The following is a 24,671-nucleotide window of genomic DNA, read 5'->3' on the forward strand; positions in this document are numbered from 1 at the left end:
CATGAAACTCAACTTTGCATTCATACGAAGAGGAGTAGGAAGGCGCATCTTCGGCCTCTTCGTCGCCTGTGCACTGCTCCCCGTGTGCGCCTTGGCGGTGCTGTCGCTGCGGCAGGTCGCCGAAAGCACCCGCAACGAAAGCCGTGTTCTGCTGAGGCACACCAGCAAAAACGCCGCCATGGCCATCCATCAAGTCCTGCTCATGCTGCAGATCGAGCTTAAAGCTCAGGCGTCTTCAGTCACAGGGGTCCCTTCCAGACCGGGGAGGGGTGAGCGCCAGGCGCTGTCCGAAAGCATGCAGGAAAGGCTCACGGCAGTCACCATGTTCAACCGGGGGAAAGCTAGAAACATCTTCGGCGCCCCCTGCCCGCTTCCGCAGCTGACTGCGACAGCGAAAGAGCATCTCGCCCTGGGGAAGATGCTGATGTTCTTGCAGGCAGCAGGAACGGGACCCAGTCGGATCTTCATCGCCACCTCTTTGGACAAGAACCCAGACGAAACGCTTTTGGTTGGAGAGGTCAACGGGAGTTACCTCTGGGAGGTTGTCGGCTACACTCTTCCACCCGGCATATCCATCTGCATACTCGATCCGGCAGGCAAGGCGCTGTTCACCTCTGTTGCACCGGTGCCGGCTTTCATTGAGCGGGTAAAGGCGGAGCTGACAAAATCGACCATCGGCGGTTTTGAGGCGCGCCAGGACAACAGGTCCTATCTCGTCAGTTACTGGCAACTCTTCCTGGAATCTTCCTTCTGCGCCGAACCGCTTACCGTTGTCACCAGTCAGTCCGCCCATGACGCTTACCTTTCCTTCGGCAAATTTGCCCGTACCTTCTATCTGGTGGCGTCACTGACATTACTCGTGGTGATTTTCATAAGTAGCCGGCAGATACGCAGGAATCTGCTTCCCCTCACCATCCTGAAGGAAGGGGCAGAGAAAATAAGCCAAGGGGATTTCGATCACAAGGTGACGATCAACAGTGACGACGAGTTTGCAAGACTCGCCGACTCTTTCAACGAGATGTCGGACCACCTGAAGATGCATTTTTACATTCTGACCGAGACGTCTCTTATCGTGCGAAAGGTACTGTCAGGCCACAACAATGAGGAAATCGTCGAAGCGGTTTTGACTAACCTGCACACAATCATCCCATGCGACTGGATTTGCGTTTCTTTGATGCACCCGATGATCAAGGACATGACGGTTAATTTCAGTAGCCGCTGCACGCCTGCAGGGCCCGAGGCCATTAAGCAGAGCGTCACCGTGCTGAAATCGCAAGAGACGTCGATGCTGCACAAAAACGGCGAGAGCCTGGAAGTCGCCGCAGGCGGCAAGCCTTTTAGCGCTTTCCTTGCCCCCATCGCAGCGGAAGGGGCGCGGGACACTTTCCTCGTTCCCGTGTTTTTCAAAAAAAGCCTTTACGCGATCCTCACCCTGGGATACAGGCAGAAACCCGAGCACGTCCGCGAAGATCTGTTGCGGGCCCGGCAGATAGCGGACCAGATAGCGATAGCGCTCGAGAACGTCCGTCTCATCGAGGAATTGAACAACCTGAACCTGGGGACCATACGAGCCCTGGCCAATGCCGTCGACGCCAAATCCCCCTGGACCTCGGGCCATTCCTTGAGGGTAACCAACATCGCCCTCAACATCGGCAGGGAATTGGGGCTTTCCGCGACGGAACTGGAATCGCTGCATAGAGGCGGATTGTTCCACGACATCGGCAAGATCGGCGTTCCCGAATCGATACTGGACAAGCCGGGCAAACTGACAGACGAAGAGTTCGCAACGATACGCAAGCATCCCGAAATAGGTGTCGAGATCCTCAACCCTATCGAGGCGTACCACAAGCTCATTCCCATAGTGCTCCAGCATCATGAATGGTTTAACGGAAAAGGCTATCCCAATGGGCTGGCCGGAGACGCCATCTCGCCGCTTGCCCGCATCCTGGCAGTGGCGGACGTCTACGACGCCTTGATCTCCGACCGTCCTTACCGGCAGGGATGGGAGTTCGGGCGGGTGCTGTCGTATCTGGAGGAAAGCTCCGGGACCCAGTTCGACCCGGTAGTAATACAGGCGGTCCTCAGAATGAGTAACCGCGGCACCCTGGAGTCTTCGCCCCTTCTCTACCAGGAGACGGCATGACGGTTGCGGCTTTAAAGGCGAGGTTGAAAGGCCATGAAAATCATCTGTCCTAACTGCCACCACCGGCACCGGGGGCACATACCTCAAAGCACGATTACGCCTTTTTCACTGGTCTGCGCCCGATGCTCCACGGAGTTCCTGGTGAACTGGAAAATCAGGCTGGCAGGAAAGACGGACGACACCATCGTCGTCTGTTCCTGGTGCGCCGCAAAGCAACCGGACTCCGATCGATGCCAATACTGCGGGCGCCCCTTCTATGACTATGCCCACTGCAGGCAAACGCCAAGAAGAGCACCGAAGGCCAACCCAAAACGACGCGACGAAAAACCGGTTCAGGCTCAGCGGGCCGCACAAGGGGTTCCCGATACGCGGCGGGTGGCGGGTAGATTCCCTTCTGCCGCCAGACGGAAAATCTGCATGCTGGCATTAACGGCAATAGCTGTTCTTGGTATCTCGCTGAACTCCTTCTGGCACAAAAACAGCGAACAGCAGTACCTGACCAATTACGTGATCGCGCTTTACGGCATCCGGTCCGGGCTTGAGTTGAGCGGCAGGACATGCAGCGACATCGCCGCCGACTGGCAGAAGGACCTCGATGCAGGGAGGGAGGTGTCGAACGATATAAGCAGGAAGGAATCGGAAGACCTGGCGACAGTGAAGCGCGAGATCGACCTGGTAATGAGCAAGCTGAAACCGGCTCCGGAGAAGTTGGGCAGAAGTAGTGCAAAGCTGCAAGAGATGTATGACATCTATCTTGAGGTACACACCTTGGCGAACAGGCCCTTCGGCTCACCAAAGAGCATCATTTCGACGGTCGACAGCTTAAAGACCGCTTTTCGGCTGAAGGTTCGCGAGCTGAAACAGATCATGCCCCCGCAACTCTCAGACGAAATCACCAAGTCGGCCGTCAAATACGATCTGACTTTCCTGGACCAGGAAAACGCAACGGGGGAGAGGTAGTCCTCCGTGTCCAGCGTAGACCTCAGGGTCCTCTGTGTTCCGCTTCGGTTCGTTCCCTAATCGAACTCCAGCTTATAGTAGAGGTCGGCGCCGCTTTCGCTGCCGCTTTGGGTCTCTATCTGCCAACGCCGGTAGATGTCGTAACGGAGCCTGAAGAGGTTTTCCCCGGTGATGAGCGAGCGCCCGTAGCTCAGGTAAAGCTCCGGGGTCAGGTATTTGCCGACGGTGAACAGGGACTGCCCGCCTGCGGGTTCGGCCGCCGCGGCGCCGCCTGGGGTGGTAGATATCTCCTTGTAACCCATCCTTCCGGCCTTGGAGGTGTCCACCGTCTCCAGCCCGAGCGTGCTCAGCCCCAGCCGGTCCTTCACCTGTTCCTGCACGGATTCGGACTTGCCGAATGAGAAAAGAGAAGCTGCCGCGGTTGCCAGAAGGGCCCCCTGCTCACCGCTCGCGCCTAGCGGGTGGCCTAAAACCATGTAGGCGAGGATGTCGACCTCGGGCATGGGAGGCTCGGAGTACAGCTTCACCACCGGGGTGTTCAGGAATCCCCCCACGGTGACACCGGCCTTGACATCGCCGACCGTGCGCAGCGCGAGGATGTCGAGCGTGGGACGGTTTACCGGGTCGTTCACGTAGTAGATGCGTCCGCGCACGATCTCGAGATCCATGCCGTAGGCGCGGTAGCGTCCCTGGACCACGCGGATCTCGCCGGAGCTCTCGATGTTGTCGATTCCCTTCAGCACGAGGTCCATGTCGCCTACCAGGCGCGCGTCGATGCCGGAGGCCTCTACCCGGACCTTGTCGCCCAATACCACCTTGACCCGCCCATCGAGCACCAGCGGGAAGGGCTTTCGCGCGCTTTCGGCCGGCGCCCCCTCCAGGATCACGTCGGAACTCGCCGTTTCCGCCTGGTGCGCCGGCGACCCCAGGATCAGCATCTCGGGGACCCCGATCTCGCCCTGCAGGGTCACCCGGTCCCCTTCGCCCTTGAAGGTTAGCTGCGGCGAGGTCGTCATGCGGAGTTCCGGCAGGTAGACGGTCTGGAACCCTTGTCCGCTCAAGGTGCCGGTGTACCCGGCGATCTCCCTGCCGTTTAGCTGCACCAACAGATTCCCCACCAGTTCCCCCTCGCCGGAGCGGGCGCGCAGCCTTTCTATGCGTATCTGGTTGTGGGTTAGGAGGGCGGAGAGTTCAACGCCGGTGAGGCGGATTCCGGCGCTCGGGAGGTAGGCTCCGGCATCGGCGAGCCTGAGGCTCCCGACCAGCGCGGGGTCGCCCCAGGTGCCGCTCAGGGTGAGGTCGAGATCGAGGGCGCCGTGGGTCTCCTGGACCAGCCCCGGGAAAAGCGAGGTGAGGAAACCGCTTTCCTTCACTTTGCCGGCGAAACTCCCCCGCACCGCGCCTCGCGGGTCCTGCGCCACGGGGAGCCGGGCGGGAATGGGGAGCAGGATGTTCCCCTGAGCCTGCCCGTAGTCGGCAAGGGCCAGCGCCAGGTTACCGGTGAGCGTCTCGCCGCGCCAGGCGAAGGTGAGCGTGGCCGAGCGGAGGTTTGCGCCGATCACTCCGTTGCCCCCCTGCCAGCTCGCCCTCCCCTGGGAGAAGCCTGCCTCGCCGCTCAATTCGAGACGCTGCCCCGGCATGAGCCTGCCGTTGGCCTGTCCGCTCAGCTCCCCTTTGAGGTCCAGCGTCCCCGGAAGCCACGGCTTCAAGAGTTCGGGGCGGATGCCGCTCCAGCGCGCGGAAAGATCGCCCGTCTCCGGGATATTGAACCCGGCCGGGGAGTTGGAGAAGAAGGTGGCGGTCAGGCTCCCCCCTTGATCCAGCGTGAGGTCGACGGCGGCACGGCTGCCGGTGTTGTCCGCGTCCAGCCGCAGCGTGCTCTTCGCCACCAGCATCCGCTCCCCGTTCGAGGTGTAGGTTCCCGTGGCCGCGGCGCGGGCGCTCAGGGTCAGCTCTGCGCGCCTCCCCTTGGCGGGGTTGATCCGGCCGCGCCAGCCAAAGCCGATCTTGGCCTGGTCCAGCAAGGCGTCGAATTCCTCGCCCTGGGAAAGCCAGTTCAGATGCCCCTCCGAAACGCTACCTTCCCCTTTCACGTCGACCCTGCCGCCGGGAAGGAGGTTCCCGGTGACGTCCCCCCGCATCTTGCCGTCCACCAGCATCCCGGAAGGGAGGAAGGGGCGCAGCAGCGCGAGGTCGACTCCAGAAAGGGCAATGGCGAGATCGCCGCGGTTTGGCAGCGAGAGCGACGCGGGATCGCTTGAGTGGAGGTCGAGACGGGCCGCGCCGGCACCCTCCTTGAGAGCCAGATCGGCCAGGGCGGTGAGGCCGCCGGCCCCGCCGTTAATGGTGGCCTGGAACCGCTCCAGGTCGAGGTGCTGCCCGTCGATAACCATCCCCCCGTCAGCCTCCGCATGCCCGGAGACGTCGATCCGCCTGCGGCGCAGGAAAGCGACCTCCACCTCGCCCGAACTCTTGCCGTTAAGTTCGCCGCCGCTTAGCCAGTAGTTGGCGCGGGAGAGGTTTAGCGCGCTCCAGCTCGCTCGAAGGGAACCAGTCTTATCCCGCTCCAGGTTCCCGGCCAGCTCCACCCGCTCCCCCTGCGCCCCGACCAGTATCAGCGGCGAAAGGGCGAAGCGCCCCCCTCCCGCGACCACGGTCGCCGGGGCCGCGAGGGCGAAGGGGCCGACGCTGTCGGCGCCGGAGAAGCGCAGCAGCCGGCCGCGCCACTCGCCGCCGGCGTAGCCCCCCTCAATGCTCAGCTCGGCGTGATTCTCCCCGGAGGCCAGCCTCCCTTCGAGCTGGTGCCGCGCCAGCGTCCCCGCCAGCGAGAGGTGCGCTGTCTCCACCTGCGCTTTGCCGAGAGAGACCTCTTTCAAGGCCGCGTCCAGATGCACCGGGTACCCCTTTTCTTCGCCCAGGCTCGCCTTCACCTCCAGGGAGCCGACCCGGCCGCCGGAGGCGGCTATGTTGCGCCCGTTGCCGCTCACCGCACCGCTCAAGACGCCGTCGCGCCACCTGAACCATCCCCCCGCCCGCAGTTCGCCAGAAGCGGCCGGCACCGCCCCGGAGAGATCGCTCACGTCGGCCGCGAAATCGAAGCGGCGGTCGAGTTGCCCCGAACCGCGGGCGCTGAACCCTTTGCCGGCAAGGACCAGGCGTTTTACCAGCATCGTCTTGCCGAGGAAGCTCCCCTGCAGGTCGCCGCGCAGTTCGTGACCCTGCAGCCTGCTCTGAAGCAGATGCGCGTCCAGGCTCCCCCGGACCTCCCCCTGTTCCGGCACGTCGACGCTGCCGGTGAGGTCGAGGTTGACGACCCCTTTCCAGCTTGCCGCCAGTTGCGAGGAGTCGAGCCTCCTCCCCGCGAGCTTCCCGCTCACCAGCACTCCCTTCTCCCAGCCGATATCCAGCGCACCGCGCACCCCTCCACCCAGCCACTGCCCGGAGAGCGGAGCTAGCTTCACCCCGCTTTTGCCGCCGCGGTAGCCGGCGGCAAGGGTCGCCTTGCGCCACCCCTTACCCTGGTTGGCGAGGGAGAAGTTCCCCAGGTAGTTGGACGGGGTCCCGGAGAAGTTGAGCGTGCCGGAGATGAGGTCGGGAGTATTGAGTTCCTTGGAGAGGTCGAGTTCCGCCGCCCTGAGGGCGAGGTTCAATACCGGCTCGGTCTTGGTGAGGGTCATGCTTCCGCTGCCGGACAGGGTGCCGCGACGCCCGGGCCGCACCAGCTTGAGATTTCTCAGGTTGAAACCGGTGCTGGTGATGCCGAGTTCGCTGGTAAGCTCCAGGCGCGGTGCCCCCCCTCGCCTACCCGAAAGCACCAGCGGCCCCGCCATCTGCTCTGGGAGAGTCCCCGGCATAAGCCTCGCCTGCACCGAAAAAGCGTCCATATCAGCCACCGCGGCCGAGGGGCTCAGGCGCAGGTCGAGCGAGAGCGATGGGCGCCAGAGCCCCGCGGCCAGTTCGCCCGAGGCGGTTCCCCGGGAGGCCGAGATGCTTCCTCCGGTTAGGGTCAGCGTCCCCTCTTTGAGCGCGAGCGACGCCGCGAGCTCCTTGAGCTCCGAGGGGGGCTGCTGCAGGTGCCGGTAGCTGAGCTCCTTGAGCGAGAAGCGGGTCACCTCCGCATCGATGCTGCGTGCCGCCCCGCTCACCCGGGGCCAGCGCAGTTCGGGGGCTTTTTCGCTGAGCGGGGTATCGTCCTCAATGCGCACCCCCCGAAGGGCCAGCTCGTGCACCAGGAGCTTCCCGCCCAATAGGCGCTCGGGGTCCCAGACCAGGCGCAGCTTTTCTACCCGGACCAGCATCCGCGGCCGCGAAACGGTGACGCCTTGCAGCAGCAGGCGATCCCTTAGCCTCCCCTCCACCTTTTGCACCGTGACCTCGACGCCCGCGAAGCTGTCGAGGGTGGTGAGCGCGAAACGAGCGCCTGAGCTGGTATCGACCAGCCAGACGAGGCCGGCGAAGACGACCAGGGCGAGGGCCAGGATGGCTCCGCCTAAGTAGAGCGCGATCCGTTTCATAGCTGGAACCCCACGGTGAAATGGATGCGGTAGCTCCCCGCCCCGGAAGTCAGCGGCCTGGCGAGGTAGAGGTTCAGCCCCCCGACGGCGGTGTAGTAATGGACGCCTACGCCGGTCCCGTCTTTCAGGCGCATGTCCGCGTAGTTGTTGAAGGCGTTCCCTATGTCGTAGAAGACCGACACCCCCCAGTCCTTGTAAAGGGCGCGCAAAAGCTCCAGGCTCCCGACCAGCAGGTGCCTCCCCCCCACCACCTTCCCGGAGGAATCGCGGGGGCCTAAGCTCTGGTAGGTGTAGCCGCGCACGCTCTGGTCGCCACCGGCAAAGAAGCGGATGGACGGCGGGAGGTCCGAGAAGGGGTCATTGAGCAGGCTGTACGCCGCATCCCCCCGCGTTTGCAGGGACAGGCGCCAGGGTAGCGGAACCAGCAGGTTGGCATGGGCGATCCCCTGGATGAGCCCGGTGTCCGATCCCAGGTACGGGTGGGCGCCGCGCAGTTCCAGGGTATAGGCGTAACCGCGCCTGGGGCGGACCAAGTCGTTGAAGGTTTCCTTGGAGAAACGGAATCCCGGGAGCACCAGCCTGGAGTTCGCGTTCACGTTGCCGACGGTGAAGACTTCCTGCAGCAGCCTAACGTACCCCGTCGCCAGTTCGCCGCGCCCCAACCCTATGTTTCGATCCAGTTCCAGCGCGACTATCTTGCTCAAGTAACTGGTGACGTCTTCCTTTTGCAGGTTCAATTGCAAGGCGGTGGAACTTCGGTAATCGCTGCTGCTCGGTATGGTGTAGCGGCCGGCGAACCCCTGCAGGCGCTGCGCCGCGTAGAGGCTCAAGTCGAGGTCGTGCCCTTTGTGGAAGAGGTTCAAGTCGCGGTAGTGGGTGGAGAATCTGGCGCCGGTGTCGGTCCCGTACCCGATCCCGGGCCTTACCGTGCGGCGTGGCGCCTCGGTGAGCTGCACCACGACAGGTACCCGCGCGTTCTCGGCCCGCTCGCGCTCCGGCGTGACCACCACCTGCTTGAAGCGCTCGGAGTTGGCGAAATTGAGCTGCGTCTCTCCGATCTTCGCGTAGGAGAACGGTTCCCCCTCCTTGAAGGCGACGAAACGCTTCAGGTAGGACTCGGGGTACTCCGGCGCACCCTGGATCACCGCCGGGCCGAAATAGAACCGCGGGCCGGTGTCGAGCACCAGGGCGATCCGCGCGGAGGAACGGTCCTCGGCGATGCGGATCTCGTGACGGGGGAAAGCGGCATCGAGATACCCCAGCTTCTGGGCCATAGACTGCAGCGCCCCCTTGCCCCGCTCGTAGTCGGGTTGCAGCAGCACCTCCCCCCTTTTCACCGGGAAGGCATCCCGCACCCGCGAGAGCCTTCTCTCCTCCGCTCCTGCCCCCTTGAGCTCCACCGTCACCTCGGTGACCCGCACCGGTTCCCCGGGGATGACGACGACCTGCAGGCTCGGTTTGCCGTCCCTTGTCTGAACCACCCGGGCAGAAACCTCCGACTTGTAGTAGCCGTAAGGCTGCAGCGCCTGGCGTACCTTGTCCGGCGCCTGCTTGGCGAAGCGGTCCAGCCAGAGCCGATCCACCTTCCCGTCCCGGACCAAGCCGTAGGGAAGCGCCAGCGCCTGCCGCGCGTTCTCCAGGGCATCGCCTTCCACACCTGTCACCTCGATCTCGACCGGATCGGCGGCGAGGGCGGCGGACGCAAGGAGAAGCAGCGCCGCGAGGCAGATAAGAGCCAGGTATGGAGGAAACCTCTTGGGCATCGGGCCGGCCTTCATCAGTGTCAGCAACAGACCCGGCATCGCCCTTTGCGCCGATGGAACCAGGGCCTTCGTACCGGCGCCGTCGCCAACCTCGGCTAAAGCCAACGTAGAGGTTTGCGCAGACGGCAAGACAGCTTGAGCTGGACACTCTTTTTTGGGAATGGGTACTGCCGAAGGCGCCGCGGATCAGGTGAGGCGGTCCCGCGAACCCGAGAATTCTACCATGCCGCGCAGCAATAGTTGGGAAGAGGGCCGCAATAACTGCAAATGAAAAACCAGTAGCAACATCTTTTGCCATCGATGGAGTTTAAGTCTCTTCCCTTTGAAAATTTCCCTATCCAAGTCGCCCGCCGCGCTGAGCCAGAAAAACCGGGTCGACCCTGCCGCAGGGAGTCACCAAAGAAGCGCCCCCTTCTCACAGCGGTCCAGATCATCCATCTCTCGCAAAGAGAACCGACAAAAGCAACGGAACCTGCACCTGCCCGACAGAATCAGAAAAAAATAGTGTCTCGGCTCGCAGTAAGGGACCTGTTATAATGTCCGTGAGGTAAATAAAACGTGTCACGAGGTACGCAATGCTGCCACAACATCCGCACGACGAAGAGACTCCCCGCATCAGGGAAATGAGCATTGACGATCTGCCGGAGGTGTTTCACATAGGCGAGGAACTTTTCACCGCCGAATATTCACAAAGCCTCTACAGGACCTGGGACGAATACGAGATCACCACCCTTTTCAACAGCGACAACGAGCTCTGCATAGTGGCGGAGCACGAGGAGCGGATACTCGGCTTCGCCCTGGGGACCACGGTGAAAAAACACGGCTCCCCCTGGAAATACGGCTACCTCGTTTGGCTCGGGGTGCGGCGCGACCTGCAGAAAATGCACGTAGGCGAGCGCCTCTTCAAGGAGCTGAAGCGGCGCTTCAAGGAACAGGGGGTGCGCATGATCATCATCGATACCTCGGCCGACAACAAGCCGGCCATCAAGTTCTTTCAAAAGCATGGCTTCGACAACATCCAGGAGCACGTGTACATGACCCTGAACCTGTCCAAGAGAAGCAAGAAGAAACCGGTGAAAAAGCCATGACCGGGCGCCTGGAGGAGGTTTTCGCCGCCATCGATCCGGCACGTCTCAAGGGAACCCTGCTGGAGATGCTGGACATATATTCCCCCTCGGGGAAGGAGGAGGACATCCAGCTCTACCTCGAGGACCTGCTCGCTGGCGCCGGGTTCTACGTCGAGCGGCAGGAGGTGGAGGAGGAGCGCTACAACCTGCGGGTGACCATGGGGGAAGGCGAGCCTGAGCTTTACCTCGTGGGGCACGTGGACACGGTTCCGGCGTGGGACCTGGAGGAATTCGGCGCCAGGGTGGAAGGCGACGCCATCGGAGGGCTGGGGAGCGCCGACATGAAGGGGGGGTGCGCCGCCATGATCGAGGCGTGGCTCGCCATGGCCCAGGCCTTGAAACCGGGCCGGCGCCCGAACGTGGGGCTTTTGCTTGTGGTGGGGGAGGAGGAGAACGGCGACGGCAGCGCCAGTTTCCTGAAAAACTGCAGTCCCGCCTGGGCGGTGATCGGGGAGCCTACCGGCCTCTCAGCCTGCTTCGCCCACTACGGCTACCTGGAGGCCGGCTTCGTCACCCACGGGTTGAGGAGCCACTCCTCCTTGCCGGAATTGGGGCACAACGCGGTGGAATCGATGCTGAGGGTGCTTTTGCACTTAAGCAAGGACCCGCTGTTCCACCGGGAGCAAGGGAGCATCGTCTACTCCATCAGGGAGATGCACTCCTCCCAGAAGGGGTTCGTGGTCCCGGACCGGTGCGAATCCTGGATCGACCTGCATCTTCCCCCAGAGCTCGACCCGGAGTCCGTGCAGCGGGGAATTAGCCATATCGTCTCCAGCGCAGGTCAATACATACCCGGTCTAGACTTAAACGTCGCCTTCAATTTCGCCTCGGCCGGCTACAACCTCGGTACCGACAACCCACTTTCCTGCATCCTGGAACAGGTCTACCAGCGCCTTGGGCGCACCCTCAAATTCGATTCCTTCCGCTCGCACTCCGACGGCAACCTCTTCTACGCCGCCGGTTGCCGACCGCTGATCCTGGGCCCCGGCGCACTGGAGATTTCGCACACCCCCGAAGAACAGGTCGACTTCCCCGAGGTCTTGGCGGCGGCACAGATCTATGCCGCGCTTTGCTTGGGGCTCGACCGGTACGCGGTGCTGAACGTGGAGCGCTGCGGCTCCTGGGCTTCGTTCGACAGGCAGGGGAGCTGGGTGGGTTGCCGGGATTAGACGCGGACCCCCTTGCCCTCCTGCTTCGTTTTCTGTAAGCTGCTTCAGTATTTCCATCCCAAACCGATACGATACCCCAGGACAGGTTCCGCTGGAGTATCAGCATCGACCCCGTTCAATTGACCCATAAGGCGGTACTTAGAGTTGCGACTGTTTCGCGTTTTGCCCTACCTGTTGTCCCTATCACTGATGCTGACCCTTTTCTCCCCCCCCCCTTCCCAGGCCGCACTGGTGAAAACCGGAGCGGAGGTACTCGCCGAGCAGAACTTCCTGCCGCTCAGGGGGAAGAACTTCGCCCTGGTGACCAATCACTCCGCCATGGTGGGGGAGGTGCACCTGCTGGACCTTATGAAAAGCAAGGGTTTACAGCCGGCGGTGATCTTTACCCCGGAACACGGCCTGAAAGGGACCGCCGAAGACGGGGTGCACCTGGCGGACGACTCCAGCGACGGCATCCCGGTGATAAGCCTCTACGGTGCGGTGAAGCAGCCCCGCCAGGAGGACCTCAAGGGAATCGACCTGATCGTCTTCGATATCCAGGATGCGGGGGTGCGCTTCTATACCTACATCTCGACCATGGGGCTTGCCATGCAGGCTGCCGCCCGGGACGGGATTCCCTTCATGGTGCTGGACCGCGCCAACCCGCTGGGAGGTGATTACGTCGGAGGGTTCCTGAGGGACGGGATACCGGCGAGCTTCACCTCGCTCTACCCGATCCCGATTGCCCATGGCATGACTGTGGGCGAGCTTGCCGGCATGATTAAAGGGGAGGCGATGCTGCCGGGACTCGCGCAACTCGACCTGAAGGTGGTGCGGATGCAGGGGTGGCAGCGCGCCATGCGCTGGCCCGACACCGGCCTTTCGTGGGTGGCGACCAGCCCCAACCTCGCCTCGTTCGAATCCGTGCTCCTTTACCCGGGAACCGGCCTTTTGGAGGGGACCAGCGCCTCCGAGGGGCGCGGCAGCACTCTCCCCTTCCAACTGGCGGGGTGGCCCGGCATCGACCCCCTGGCGCTCGCGGCCCGGCTGAACGGCGAACAGTTGCGGGGAATCCGTTTCGAGCCGGTGCAGTTTACGCCGGTGAGGATCCCCGGGGTATCGAGCGTGCCCAAGTACCGGGACCGAGAGGTGAATGGGGTGAGGATCGATATCACCGACTACAGCAAGGTCTTGCCGGTGGAGACCGGAATCGCGGTCCTGAGCGCGCTGCACGCCTTGGTACCGGAGCCGGTGCGCCCCTCCTTCTTCAGGGCGGGGTTCGACGACATGGCGGGTTCGGCTGAGTTGCGCAAGGCGGTGGAGCAGGGTGAGAGCGCCGCCGGCATCTCGGCACGCTGCAACGGCGAGCTCTCCAGGTTTCTGGCACTGCGCGAAGCGTACCTTTTGTACGGCGATGAGCCCGCTTCAACGGCCGGTGCTGCGGGGAAGGCGACGGATGCATCCGGTTTGGCTCAAAAAGAGGGGCACCCATCGCGGTAAAGCGATGCGTGCCCCAAGTGCGCCATCTGATAGGTATCGGCCGCCAGAGCGCACCATATAAGAGGAGCTGCAGGATGGCGGAGCGCTGCCGTTCTGGCAGGGATGGTCCACCTTTTCGCGGCACCTTCTGTCCCGCCGGTTGTCCCGCTTGTCAACACCTCAGCTCTTATCGCCACCCGCCGGCGCTACTTGAGCTGAAAATGCCCCTTCGTTGGCTTGAGCGTAAACTGTTGCTATTATAGGGCCTATGTATACCGACCAGAGAAAAGACAACCAGCCGTTAGAGCTTTCGCGGGACATCCCCCTCGCCCCCTTCACCTCGTTCAAGATCGGTGGCCCGGCCAGGTTTTTGACCAAGGCCCGGACGCTGGAACAGCTGAAGCAGGCGCTTTCCTTCGCTAAGGCAGAAGGGATTCCCTTCCTCATCGTCGGGGGTGGATCCAACCTGCTGGTGAGCGACCGCGGTTTCGACGGCATCGCGATCAGGCTGCAGATGAAAGGGATCAAGGTCCAAGGGAACCGGGTCGAGGCGCAGGCGGGAGTCGACCTCATGGCGCTGGTGGAGCATGCGGCACACTGGGGGCTGGCGGGGATCGAGCGGCTGGCTGGCATTCCGGGGCTCTTCGGGGGGGCGGTGCGCGGCAATGCGGGCGCCTACGGCAGTTGCATCGGCGACGTGATCGAGAGGGTCCACGCGCTGCGGGCGGACACCCTGGAACTGGTCACGCTCGCGCGGGACGCCTGCCAGTTCCAGTACCGCAACAGCCGTTTTAAGAAGGACCACGGGCTGGTGGTGGTGGCGGCGAGCCTGCTCCTTGAGCCGGGGGCCCCCCAGGAGATCCTGAGCCGGGCGGAGGCGACGGTGAGAAAACGGCAAGCCCGCCAGCTGCAATGCGACCTGAGCGCAGGCTCGTTCTTCATGAATCCGGTGGTGCGCGACCCCGAGCTGATCCAAAGGTTCGAGACCGAGCAGGGGACCCACTGCAGGGACGGCAGGATCCCGGCCGGATGGCTCATCGACAGGGCCAGGCTGCGCAGCCTTTCCGTGGGAGCGGCCATGGTCAGCCCAAGGCACGCCAATTACCTGATCAACACCGGCAACGCCAGCGCCCAGGAGATGGTCAGGCTCGCCGAACTGGTGAAGGACGAGGTGCGGGCGTCGCTGGGGGTGCAGCTGGAGGAGGAGGTGAGCTGCGTCGGCTTCATTCCGGCTGGGCCGCTTCCCTCCTGAACTCGGCGAACGCCTCCTCGAGATCCTGGTAAAGCCCCGTCATCCCCTCAAGCTCTTCCTGCTGCGCTGTCTTTTTCTCCATCTCGAACGCAATTATCCGCATCACCTCGGCACCTATGCTGGCCGCCGCACCCTTGATGCTGTGGGAATGCAGGTGCATGCCGTCCCGATCCCCGTCCGCTATGGCCTGTCTCAAAAACTCCAGCAACTGCTCCGTGCTAGCCAGGTACTTCTCTACAAATATGCCCACAAACTCGGGGTCGCCCACCCGGTAGAGCAGCCCCGCCCGGTCGAACACCGGCGGCTGCGTAGGCTCGCCCGCCTCCCCGGCCGATGCGGATTCCGCGGGGGAAGCGGCCGCTTCGACCCAGGGTGCTGCTTCTTCCTCCACCATCTTCCCGGGTAGCCAGCGCTGCAAGACGTCGCATAGCTGCTCCGATCCGAAGGGCTTGCTCAGGTAGTCGTCCATACCCGCTGCCAGGCAGATCTCCCGGTCCCCGGTGATGGCGTTGGCGGTGAGCGCCACTATCGGGACGCGCCCGGGGCCTTCCCCTGCCTCCCACTCCCGGATTTTCCTGGTGGCGGTAAATCCGTCGACCTGAGGCATCTGGCAATCCATGAAGATCAGGTCGAAGCCTCCCCCCCGAGCGGCATTGAGAGCTTCGGCACCGTTATCCACGATCTGCACCGAGCATCCCAGCCTGCCAAGCATGTGCCGGACCACGTCCTGGTTCACCGGGTTGTCCTCCGCCACCAGGAGGCTCGCGGCGAAACGCACCTTATTCTGCGACGCCGGCTGCCGGTGGGGGAGCTCCATCCCCTCCGGCGCCTCGGCGAGCGCCTTCAGGCGGAGCGTGAACCAGAAGGTGGAACCGGCGCCGAATTCGCTCACCACGCCCAGCTCCCCCCCCATCAGCTCGGCCAGCTGCCTCGCGATGGCAAGGCCAAGCCCTGTGCCGCCGAATGAGCGGGTGGTGGAGTAATCCGCCTGGGTGAAGCTGTCGAAGATGTGCGCCAGGGCCTCAGGCCGGATGCCGATCCCGGTGTCCACGACCTCGAAGCGGAGCACCCGCTCCTCCCCCCGCTCTTCCAGCTGAAAGGCGTGCAACTGCACCTCGCCGCGGCTGGTGAACTTGACCGCGTTCCCGACCAGGTTCACCACGATCTGGCGCAACCGGGCCAGGTCCGCTTCGACGTAGCGCGGGACATCCGGGGCGGTCCGGCATTCCATCCCCACCCCCTTGCTGCGCGCGCCGGCGCCGAACATCTCCAGCACCTCCGCCATCATGCCGTGCAGGTCCATCGGCGCGGGGTCCAGATGCATGCGGCCCGCCTCGATCTTGGAGAAGTCGAGGATGTCGTTGATGATGCACAAAAGGGATTCGCCGGAGTTGCGGACCGCCTCCGCGAAGCAGCGCTGCTCGCCGGCAAGACCGCTCTCCAAAAGCACGCTCACCATTCCCAGGACGCCGTTCATCGGGGTGCGGATCTCGTGGCTCATGTTGGCCAGGAACTGGGACTTGGCGAGGCTCGCAGCCTCGGCCGCGTCCTTGGAGAAGCGCAGTTCAGCAACAGTCTGGCTCAACTCCCGGTTGGCCGCGGAAAGTTCGTGGGTGCGCCGTTGCACCACCTCCTCCAGTTCGATGCGGTGCGCCTCCAGCTTCTGGTCGCGTTCCTGGATCTGTACCAGCATCTCGTTGAAACCGTCCATCAGCGTCCCCAGTTCGTCATTTCCCTGTTTTTGCGCCCTCAGGTTGTAGCTCTTGTCGGTGGAGACCGCTTTCATGACTTGCGCCAGGTGCGAGATGGGCTCGGAGATGATGCGTTGCAGCTTCGCGGCGAGAAAATACCCCAGCGACAGCGCGCCCAGCAGCACGCCCGCCAGCATGAGGAAGAACGGTTTCAGCCGGTGCTTTAGTTCGGTGGCATCGGACTGAATCACTACGGTTCCTAGCTGCTGGCCGTCCAGGATGATGGGGGAGATGCCGAAGATGTGGCCGCCGAAGGCGAGCGGGAAGCTGGCGCGGGCCAACTCGACCCTCAACTTCCGGTCATCCACCCGCGCGCCCTCGCCGGAACCGTCGACAAAGCCCAAAAGTTGCAGCGTCGCGCCCGGCGCTACATAGCTTGCGAAGAGTGTGTGGTCCTTCAGCACGACCAGCGCGGTAAGGATGTACGGTTTGGCGCGCAGCGCGGCCAGGGTATCGGCCGCCGATTTACGGTCGTTGAAGGCTACGGCGGCTGAGCTGTTGCTTCCCACGATCTCTGCCAGCGCGCTCAACTCGGTCTGCATGCCGCTACGGAAACCGGTCGCCTCGGTGATGACGAAAGCTGTGGAGACAAGGGCGAGTACCACTGCGCTGGTGAGAAGCAGTATGGCGAGCATCTTTCGCCTGATGGAGATGTCACGGAACCGTAGCAGCATTAGGTAGTTGTCCGTATAAAGGGTTGCCCGCCTTACCACTCGGCGGATCGGGAGGTTTGCCCAAAGCCATCGGGACAAACAGGGAGACACTTCCCTTCTCGGACTGCTATCGGGGGAACTTGAATGTTAAAGAATGGCGGGGATAGAAGGAGGGTGCGCCAAGGAAGATGCGGCTAGGTTTCTTCGGCTCCGCCCGCGCCGGATTCCGGTCTCGTCGGGCGAGAATGAAAGGTGCCCGGGACCAGGTCCCGGGCACGCTTGAACGAAGGTACAAGTGAGTTTAAAGCTGCTACTTCGTGGTGGAATATTTCGCCAGTGCCTTTTGCAGATTCACCGTCGCCGGCTCCTTTTTTAGCCCTTGGCCGGCAAGAATATCCTTCGCGGTGAGGTCGCTCTTGTCGTAGTAGGCATGGTTCGCGTCGTCATCTACGAGCAGCGCAGCCCCTTCCAGCGAGACGCCGGCGAACAATCCGCGGCTGCGCGAGTAGGAGAGTATCCCGGTTTGGAGGGTGACGTCGGTCGCCGCACTTGCCTTGCGCCCCACCGGGCCGGCCGCGACAGCCGCGTCCGCCCCCAGAGTGAACTTCCCTTGCAGCAGTTTATCGACGTCCTTGACCTCCTTGAAGACGAGGATGAGATCGGTGGAGGTTGCTCCCACCTGCCAGCCGACACTCCCCCCCGTTATGCTCACGAAGACCGGGTCGCTCCAGCTGTTGTCCGCATTGCGCACGGAGAGGACGCCGGTACCGTGCCGGCCGCCCACGATGAAGGCGCCCTTGATGACGCCCGGAATGATGGCGATCGCCTTGGCGTCGCGCAGAAGGACCGGCGGAATCCCCTTCTCGGGGATCTTCATGATCTGGGCGAGGACGTCGGCGGACTCCTGAACCTTCTTGGCCTCGTTCTTCGCGAAGGCGGCGGTGGACCACACCCAGAGAAGCATTACGGTAACCACTGCGATGGAAAGGACTTTACCGGATCTCATGGTCTAACCTCCTTTGATTGGTTTTGCCTGTAGAATAGGTAGCTCCCGCCGTCGGATTTCCGCGGCGATACGAGCTATCTCCTGTGGCGCGCATTCCTGTCCCCGAGGATGTAGCCGGTCAAAGCGCCGGCCGCCCCGCCCAATGCCGCGCCTACCGCCGGCCTCCCCCCGGAGATCCCGCTTAAAACGGCCCCGCCGCCGGCGCCTATCGCCCCACCGGTCAAGGTCCTTTGCTCCCTCTCCGACATCCCGGCACAACCGGAGCATCCAGCAACAAACAGTGCCAGTATTGCGCATCTTCTCAGTCCCATGGATTTCTCCTCCTTGACGACCGTCTCTGTTACCCCTTACCACCTACGCCTCACGCGCACCCCGCGGCTTCCCCCACGGCTAGGGCGCGGTCCCCTCCCCTTCGAAGGGAATGTCCGCGATGCCGCTTTTTAACCGCGGCTTCACGATCTGGGACCACATGACACGCAACACCGGCAGGTCCCGGTCCCCGGGGTTTTGACGGTAGTAGCTGTCTATACGGTCGATGATGCTGCTCATGGGAACGCCGCGCAGGCCTTCACCCAACTTGGCCACGAAGTCCTGCCTCTTCAACTCGGGGTGCCGCTGTACCACTGCCTCCTCGACGGTTACCACGTGTCCGACCCCCCAGATGAAGGCGATCTTCGCGTCCGGAGACATGCTCTGCCAGCTTTCCCCATCCAGTACCGGCATCTCCTTCAGCTCCGTACCGGTCTCCAGGGCGACCGGCAGCTCTGCCGCAAGGGCGTGATCGACCATCCCCACCCCAGCAGCAACTACCACAAGGCAACAGAATTTCTTGAGTTTGCTGACTTGCATGCTCCACCTCCAGCACTTGGTTAAATTTGGCTAATTATAAATATTACAGATATTTGCTGTCAATGAATTTCAAAGGGCAAGTCTGCTAACTATATCGAGGCGGGGGACGCCGGTACCGGCGATTCTTTTGCGGCTGCGAGACGAATGGCATGAGGCGTTGGCAGAAACAATCAGGGAGGGGTCAGTCTGTCATAGGTGCTAAAGCGGAAGTCATAGGAAGGGATAACGCTGACTCTGGACAAAAAAAAGTCCCGGATTATCTCCGGGACTCATATCAGCGCTGAAACTAGAAGTACTTACTGCCTTGCGACGTTAGCAGCCTGAAGCCCTTTGGGCCCTTTTACCACGTCGAAGGTGACGCTATCGCCTTCAGCAAGGGACTTGAACCCGTCGCCGGTGATGGCAGAGAAATGGACGAACACGTCGTCGCCATTGTCCTGCTCGATGAAACCAAACCCCTTGCTGTCGTTAAACCATTTTACAGTACCATTTGCCATTTACTTTTACCTTCTCCATGTCTTTCTACTGAGTTTTGTTTCGGTCATCCGAAACCTTCGACACATTAACAGAGTTCATATCGCCAATGCAAGCTATTTATTTTCCGTTATTTTTGCAGCACCGTTTAGCAGAGAGAGTCCCAGTGAGCCCGGGGCCTCACTGCCGCCATCAAGCCAAATGGCTGTTTTTTCACGCTTAATGAGCGGTCCCCGGGTCAAGGGGTCAGTTTGACCACGAAATCGGCCCCGTCTATGGTGAGGATCGTGGTGGCCCCCGCATCGACGTTTGTGGTCAGGTTCCTGACAAAGATGCGCCGGTTGTTCAGGAAGGGCACCGTCTGGCTGGAGCTGTAAAAAGTAGGGATATCGTTGTCGCTCACGGAAAACTGGGCACCAGTGCTGTTTAGGGAGTCCTTGATGGTGATGACGTGCAGACCGGCGGTGCCGTCCCCCACGGCTACTAGCGTCGCCTGGACGCGGAACGAGGCGGCATCCAGCACCGGGGTACTGAAGACTGGGCTCTCGACGAACCTGTTCGTGCTGACGAAATTGGCGCTGACGGTCCCTATGGTCAGGGTGGTTTGGGTCGCTGTGCCCAAGTCGGCGGCCGATTTATGGCTCACCGTCACCTTGTCGCCGTTTTTCACCGTGCCCGCGGTGCTGGTGGCGCTAGCGCCGTTGATGGAGTAAGCACTCTCGCTCCCACTGGAACCGGTGACAAAGATGGGAGCATCCACGGTGAGGCCGGACACGGTGATGGGTTCGGAGGTGACAGTGACACTCTTGTCGGTGCCGGTCTTAGCGGGAAAAGTGAACTGGTCCGGGGTGGTGCCGAGCCGCACGTACGGCGGAAACCAGACGATATCGCCGCAGCCGGACAAAAGCAGGATGGTGGCGAGAAGAAGCGCGGATGTCCGTAGCGGACGAAATCTCCCTCCAGCTAGACGACGCGCGCCGGCGGCAATGGCGCCTGAAATTGTCATGGCAGCCCTCCATGGTGATGACTTGAGAGGCCGGATACTACCTCAGATGACTCGGTTTCACAAGCTTCTCGGCAGTTCCGGCTCTCCACTTCCAGTTTCGGGTCCGCAACGCAACGCGGCAAAGGTTTCCAACGAGCTAGGGCATCCGGTCCAAAAGCCTCAGGAGCCCATCCAGGATGGTGACCGGATGCGGCGGGCAACCGGGAATGTAGAGGTCGACCGGCAGCATCCCCTCTACGCCGTCGTGCGCCTCCGGCGAGCCCCGGAAGGGGCCGCCGCTGATGGCACAGGCGCCGCAGGCCACAACCAGCTTCGGCGCCGGTATCGCCTCGTAGGTCAGGAGGAGCGCCTCCCGCATATGCTCGGTGACAGGTCCGGTGACCCAGAGGCCGTCGGCGTGCCTTGGGGAGGCCACGAACTGGATGCCGAAGCGCCCCAAGTCCCAGCCGATGGTGGAGAGGACGTTGGTGTCGGCCTCGCAGGCGTTGCACCCGCCGGCTACGACGGAGCGGAACTTGAGCGAGCGGCCGAAAAGCGAGAGCATCTTCTTTTCCAGCGCCTGCGCCAGCCGGTGCTCGTCCCCGGGCCTCACCACCAGTTCCTCCCGGTGGTTGGCAGCCAGCCTCGCGTCCGGGGTGTGGGTAATGGCGCCTTGGGGGCAGGCCCGGGAGCATTCGGGGCAGAAAAGGCATTTGCCCAGATCCAGCGATAGGTCGGGCTGGCACTCGAGCGCATCGACCGGGCAGGCATCGGCGCAGGCCCGGCAATCCTTCGGGCAGAGGTCGGCCTTTATCTCGGGATAGCCGCGGAAACGCTCCGGCAGGGCCAGCGGTTCCCTGGGGTAAGCCATGGTCCGGTGCCCCTGTTTGCAGCGTGCGATGATGGCCTTGAACATGATGCAACTCCTGTTTGATCTCCGGCGCCGCGCCTTAGCCGCGCGGCGCGGGAGAGGTCGCTAAAGGTCGAACCCGCAGTAAGAGAGGTTGAAGCTCTTGTTGCAGAGAGGAAAGTCGGAAATCTGCCCCCCGCGCAGCGCCATGGCGAGACCGCTCCAGTTGTGGAAGGAGGGGTCGGTGATCTTGTAGCGCTGGAAATCGCCGCTCCCGTCGGTCAGGGCGACGTGGCAGACCTCGCCGCGCCATCCCTCGACCAGTGCCAACGCCATCCGGTTTTCACCCAGCTGCGCCGTCGGCGAGACGATGCTTCCCCCCGGAAGCTGCGCCAGTTGCTCCTCTATGAAATGGAGCGACTTCTCGATCTCCAGCCAGCGCACCAGGGTGCGGGCATAGACGTCCCCCCCCTTGGCCGTCTCCACCGGGAGCTGCGTCACGTTGTAGATGCCGAAGGGATGGTCCCGGCGGATATCGCGGTTGAGTCCGCTGGCCCGCGCCGCCGGCCCGACCAGGCCTAGATCGAGCGCGTCCTTTTCGCTCACCACCCCGGTCCCTTCCAGCCTCCCCATCACCGAGGGGCTGTCCCAGAGGAGCTCCACCGCGTTGGTCACCTCGCGGCGCGCCACGTCTATCCTCTTCCTCAGCTTGTCCGCCAGCTCCCTCCCCACGTCGAACTGGACCCCGCCCGGGGTCACGAGGCCGCGCCCGAAGCGGCTGCCGCAAAGCTCGGCGCTCATGTTCAGGAAGTCGCCGCGGATTCTGCCGCAGAAGGACGCGGTGGGAAGGTAGCCGACGTCGCCGGCTATGGCCCCGAGGTCGCCGGTGTGGTTCGCCAGCCGCTCCAATTCCAGCGCTATGCCGCGAATCGCCTCGGCCTTGGCCGGTACCCGCGCGCCGCAAAGGGCCTCGACAACCATGGCGTAGGCGGTGCCGTGGCCGATGGTGGTGTCGCCGGCGACCGTTTCCATGCACTTGAGGGTGCGCAGACCGGGGCGCCCGAGCACCATGCGCTCGACGGCGCGGTGCTGGTAGCCCAGCGAGATCTCCAGGTGCATCACCTCCTCGCCGAAGCACTGGAAGCGGAAATGCCCCGGCTCGATGATCCCGGCATGCACCGGCCCTACCGCGACCTCGTGCACCTCGTCTCCCGCTACGCGGTAGAAATCCATGATGCCGGCTTTTTCGGGAGCCTTCGGGGGCACCGCCGGAAGCGAGGCAAGCTGGGCCTCGAACCGGACCGGCTTTAGCCAGGGATGCCCCTCGAAGCAGATGCCGAACTGCTCGGCGATCTCGCGCTCGAACAGGTGCAGTTGGGGGACAGCCTCGACCAGCGAGGGGAAGCTGTTGCCGGTGACGGTGGTGCTCATGATGCCGAGCGCCGCGTGGCTTTTGAAGGAGAGGATGCAGTAAAGCCGCAGGGAGCCGGCCTCCGCGGCGCCAAAGTAGGAAACCACCCGCCATCCCCCATCGACCGCGGAGATGAGCGTCTCGCAGAACCGGTCGCCGGAACGTTCCGGTATCTCGCTGCGAGCGACGGCGCTCCCGTTTTGAGTGAAGAGCATCCCCGGCGTCATGCCCCACCTCCCAATTGCCCGGCCGCCTCATGCAACAGCTGCTGCAACGGCGCCGGGAGCCAGAGCCCCATGGTCAGGATGATTCCCATGAGCAGCAAGGGGGGAAGTACCGTCGGGAGCGTGTCGCGGTACCTGGTCCTCTCGATGTCTGCCGGCACCTCGCCCAGCACCACCGGAAGCACGGTCGAAGCCATGCCTATGAAGATGAGCGCCAGGAAGACGAGGAAGAGCCCCCCGGTCCAGAAGTTCCCCTGAACGAAGGCGGAGGAGACGATGAGGAACTCACTCACGAAGGGGGAGAACGGGGGGGAGCCGGTGATGGCGAGAAAGGCGGCCAGAAAGAGCGCCCCCGACCAGGGGGTGCGCCTGAGCGCACCGCGCACCGTAGTGGTGCTCTTCGAGTTGTAGGCCCGGTGTATGTTGCCGCAGGAGAGGAAGAGGACCCCCTTGGTCATCGAGTTGTTGATCATGTGCAGAAGTCCGGCGAAGAGCGCACCCTTGCCCAGCCCAAGCGCCACCGTGATGATGCCTATGTGCTCGACGCTCGAGTAGGCGAGCATCCTCTTGAAATCGCTCTGCCTCGCCATGAAGACGGCGGCAAACGCCATGGAGATAAGCCCCATGACGAGGAGCACACCCTGGAACATGGCGCCTTCGGTCGAGGCGACGGCGATCTGGTACACCCTCAAGAGCGCCAGGAGCGCACAGTTCACCAGCCCCCCGGCGAGCAGCGCCCCCACCAGCCCCGGCGCCTCGCCGTAGGCGTCCGGTTTCCAGGTGTGCAGCGGGGCGAGCCCCATCTTCGAGCCGAAGCCGACCAGGAGGAAGATGAAGGCCGCGTGGCGCCAGCCGGGGTGGAGCGCCGCGGCGTCGGAGATGAGCGAAGGGAGCAGAAGGGTCACGTCCTGCTTGGCCACGATGGTGGAGTAAGCCAGGAAGAAGAGTCCCAAAAGGGCGATGGCGATCCCGACCGAGCAGATCAGTAGGTACTTCCAGGTGGCCTCGATGGAGCGGGCGTTATGGTTGAAGTAGATGAGCGGCGCCATGGTAAGCGTGGTCGCTTCGAGAGCGATCCAGAGGAGCCCCAGGTGCTGCGAGATGGTGACCAGGGTCATGGCGGAGAGGCAGACCAAGAGCGCCGCGCAAAGAACCCGGTTCGGACGTCTTCTGCGGTAGGCTAAGTACCCGACGGCGTAGAAGGCGCATACCGCGAAGAGGACGCTGTTACTGATCAGGGCGAGCTTTCCCAGCGGGTCGAGCAGTATCCACCCGGCCGGGGAGACGGGAGGGGTGTCGACGAGGAGCGCTCCCACCAGGAAAAGCTGCGCCAGCGCGAATACCGGCAGCACCAGGGCGCGCTTCCTGTTGTCGGGGATCAGCCAGGCGATCAGGGCCCCCGCGAGGGGGAGAAGGACCAGGGCCCACATCATGTCGTTATTCCTCCCTGAGCGCGCTGAGCCTCGACGTGTCGATGCTCGAGAATTCGCGGCTTATGTGATTGATGACGATCCCCATGACGAAGATGCCTACCAGAAGGTCCAGAAGCGCTCCCGCCTCTACCATGACCGGCATGGCGTCGGCCAGAAGCAGGCCGAAGAGGAAGATCCCGTTCTCCATGAGGAGGTAACCCAGGACCTGCGAGATCGCCTTGCGCCTTCCCATGAGCACCAGGAACCCGCACATGAGGGTCGCCAGCGACGCCGGGACCACCAAAAGCCCCGCGTGCTCCGGGGCCAGCGGCAGCTTCGCCGCGAAGATGAAGGCGAGCGTGGTGAAGAGCGCCCCCAACACCAGCGAGGGGATGTAGCCGATGAAGGGCTGGAACTCGCGCTCGATCTCGGCCCTTTTGATGGCACGGATGATCAGGAACGGGATCAGCGCCCCCTTTACCAGCACGATGCTCACCACGATGAAGGCGAGGTGCCAGGAGAAGGGGTGCACCAGCGCCGGAAGGATGCCCAAGAGCACCCCCTGCAGCGCCACCGAGCGCACGGAGAAGTTGAGCCTGCTGGTCCCGAGGACGGCGAAGTTCAAAAGCAGGCAGAGCACCAGGAATTGGTCGGCCAGGGAGTTCATCGG

Annotated in this window: 18 protein-coding genes; 6 read left to right on the forward strand and 12 right to left on the reverse strand. The window is 63.0% G+C overall.

Annotated elements, in window-relative coordinates; translation table 11 throughout:
- Position 1: 1 nt before the first annotated feature.
- Entirely contained in the window at positions 2 to 2,143 is a 2,142-nt protein-coding gene (locus GBEM_RS15845; RefSeq protein ID WP_012531606.1) for an HD domain-containing phosphohydrolase, read from the forward strand.
- Between the two features lie 33 nt (positions 2,144 to 2,176).
- Complete coding sequence (locus GBEM_RS15850) at positions 2,177 to 3,103, forward strand: zinc ribbon domain-containing protein (RefSeq protein ID WP_012531607.1); 927 nt, start codon at positions 2,177 to 2,179, stop codon at positions 3,101 to 3,103.
- A gap of 56 nt (positions 3,104 to 3,159) precedes the next feature.
- Here the strand turns inward: GBEM_RS15850 and GBEM_RS15855 are convergent, their stop codons facing one another.
- Both GBEM_RS15855 and GBEM_RS15860 read right to left on the reverse strand, forming a co-directional pair.
- Positions 3,160 to 7,617: a translocation/assembly module TamB domain-containing protein gene (locus tag GBEM_RS15855; protein ID WP_012531608.1), complete on the reverse strand. Its 4,458-nt coding sequence runs from the start codon at positions 7,615 to 7,617 to the stop codon at positions 3,160 to 3,162.
- On the reverse strand, positions 7,614 to 9,485 hold the full coding sequence (locus tag GBEM_RS15860; RefSeq protein WP_226373878.1) for an autotransporter assembly complex protein TamA: 1,872 nt from the start codon (positions 9,483 to 9,485) through the stop codon (positions 7,614 to 7,616). Before GBEM_RS15860 ends, GBEM_RS15855 begins: the two co-directional genes overlap by 4 nt.
- A gap of 470 nt (positions 9,486 to 9,955) precedes the next feature.
- Here GBEM_RS15860 and GBEM_RS15865 point away from each other — a divergent pair, with 470 nt between their 5' ends.
- The 4 genes from GBEM_RS15865 to murB all read left to right on the forward strand — a co-directional run bounded on the left by GBEM_RS15865 (position 9,956) and on the right by murB (position 14,386).
- The gene (locus GBEM_RS15865) at positions 9,956 to 10,468 is read left to right on the forward strand and encodes a GNAT family N-acetyltransferase (protein WP_012531610.1); all 513 of its coding nucleotides are present in this window, start codon (positions 9,956 to 9,958) and stop codon (positions 10,466 to 10,468) included.
- Positions 10,465 to 11,676, forward strand: coding sequence for a M20 family metallopeptidase (locus GBEM_RS15870; protein ID WP_012531611.1), 1,212 nt, complete (start codon positions 10,465 to 10,467; stop codon positions 11,674 to 11,676). Before GBEM_RS15865 ends, GBEM_RS15870 begins: the two co-directional genes overlap by 4 nt.
- Before the next feature lie 231 nt (positions 11,677 to 11,907).
- A complete protein-coding gene (locus tag GBEM_RS15875; RefSeq protein WP_226373879.1) occupies positions 11,908 to 13,155 on the forward strand; it encodes an exo-beta-N-acetylmuramidase NamZ family protein in 1,248 nt (415 codons plus the stop codon).
- Between the two features lie 247 nt (positions 13,156 to 13,402).
- Positions 13,403 to 14,386: a UDP-N-acetylmuramate dehydrogenase gene (murB, locus tag GBEM_RS15880; RefSeq protein ID WP_012531613.1), complete on the forward strand. Its 984-nt coding sequence runs from the start codon at positions 13,403 to 13,405 to the stop codon at positions 14,384 to 14,386.
- Here murB and GBEM_RS15885 read toward each other — a convergent pair.
- From GBEM_RS15885 to GBEM_RS15930, 10 genes are all read right to left on the reverse strand, one after another.
- Entirely contained in the window at positions 14,358 to 16,811 is a 2,454-nt protein-coding gene (locus GBEM_RS15885) for a hybrid sensor histidine kinase/response regulator (RefSeq protein ID WP_012531614.1), read from the reverse strand. The two genes, murB and GBEM_RS15885, sit on opposite strands and share 29 nt — an antisense overlap.
- A 289-nt stretch (positions 16,812 to 17,100) precedes the next feature.
- Positions 17,101 to 17,796, reverse strand: a complete 696-nt coding sequence (locus tag GBEM_RS15890) for a lipid-binding SYLF domain-containing protein (protein WP_012531615.1) — start codon at positions 17,794 to 17,796, stop codon at positions 17,101 to 17,103.
- Between the two features lie 74 nt (positions 17,797 to 17,870).
- A complete protein-coding gene (locus GBEM_RS15895; RefSeq protein WP_012531616.1) occupies positions 17,871 to 18,107 on the reverse strand; it encodes a YMGG-like glycine zipper-containing protein in 237 nt (78 codons plus the stop codon).
- 79 nt (positions 18,108 to 18,186) lie between these two features.
- Positions 18,187 to 18,645 (reverse strand): hypothetical protein, encoded by a 459-nt coding sequence (locus GBEM_RS15900; protein WP_012531617.1) that lies wholly within the window; start codon positions 18,643 to 18,645, stop codon positions 18,187 to 18,189.
- Between the two features lie 296 nt (positions 18,646 to 18,941).
- Complete coding sequence (locus tag GBEM_RS15905) at positions 18,942 to 19,142, reverse strand: cold-shock protein (protein WP_012531618.1); 201 nt, start codon at positions 19,140 to 19,142, stop codon at positions 18,942 to 18,944.
- Positions 19,143 to 19,357: 215 nt separating this feature from the next.
- Positions 19,358 to 20,125, reverse strand: coding sequence for a hypothetical protein (locus GBEM_RS15910; RefSeq protein ID WP_012531619.1), 768 nt, complete (start codon positions 20,123 to 20,125; stop codon positions 19,358 to 19,360).
- Between the two features lie 136 nt (positions 20,126 to 20,261).
- Entirely contained in the window at positions 20,262 to 21,020 is a 759-nt protein-coding gene (locus tag GBEM_RS15915; protein ID WP_012531620.1) for an NADH-quinone oxidoreductase subunit B family protein, read from the reverse strand.
- Between the two features lie 60 nt (positions 21,021 to 21,080).
- The gene (locus GBEM_RS15920; RefSeq protein ID WP_012531621.1) at positions 21,081 to 22,592 is read right to left on the reverse strand and encodes a hydrogenase large subunit; all 1,512 of its coding nucleotides are present in this window, start codon (positions 22,590 to 22,592) and stop codon (positions 21,081 to 21,083) included.
- Complete coding sequence (locus tag GBEM_RS15925; RefSeq protein ID WP_012531622.1) at positions 22,589 to 24,022, reverse strand: proton-conducting transporter transmembrane domain-containing protein; 1,434 nt, start codon at positions 24,020 to 24,022, stop codon at positions 22,589 to 22,591. Before GBEM_RS15925 ends, GBEM_RS15920 begins: the two co-directional genes overlap by 4 nt.
- Before the next feature lie 4 nt (positions 24,023 to 24,026).
- On the reverse strand, positions 24,027 to 24,668 hold the full coding sequence (locus GBEM_RS15930) for a hydrogenase (RefSeq protein ID WP_012531623.1): 642 nt from the start codon (positions 24,666 to 24,668) through the stop codon (positions 24,027 to 24,029).
- Positions 24,669 to 24,671 lie beyond the last annotated feature (3 nt).

The sequence above is a fragment of the Citrifermentans bemidjiense Bem genome (assembly GCF_000020725.1).
GTDB classification, from domain to species: Bacteria; Desulfobacterota; Desulfuromonadia; order Geobacterales; family Geobacteraceae; genus Geomonas; species Geomonas bemidjiensis.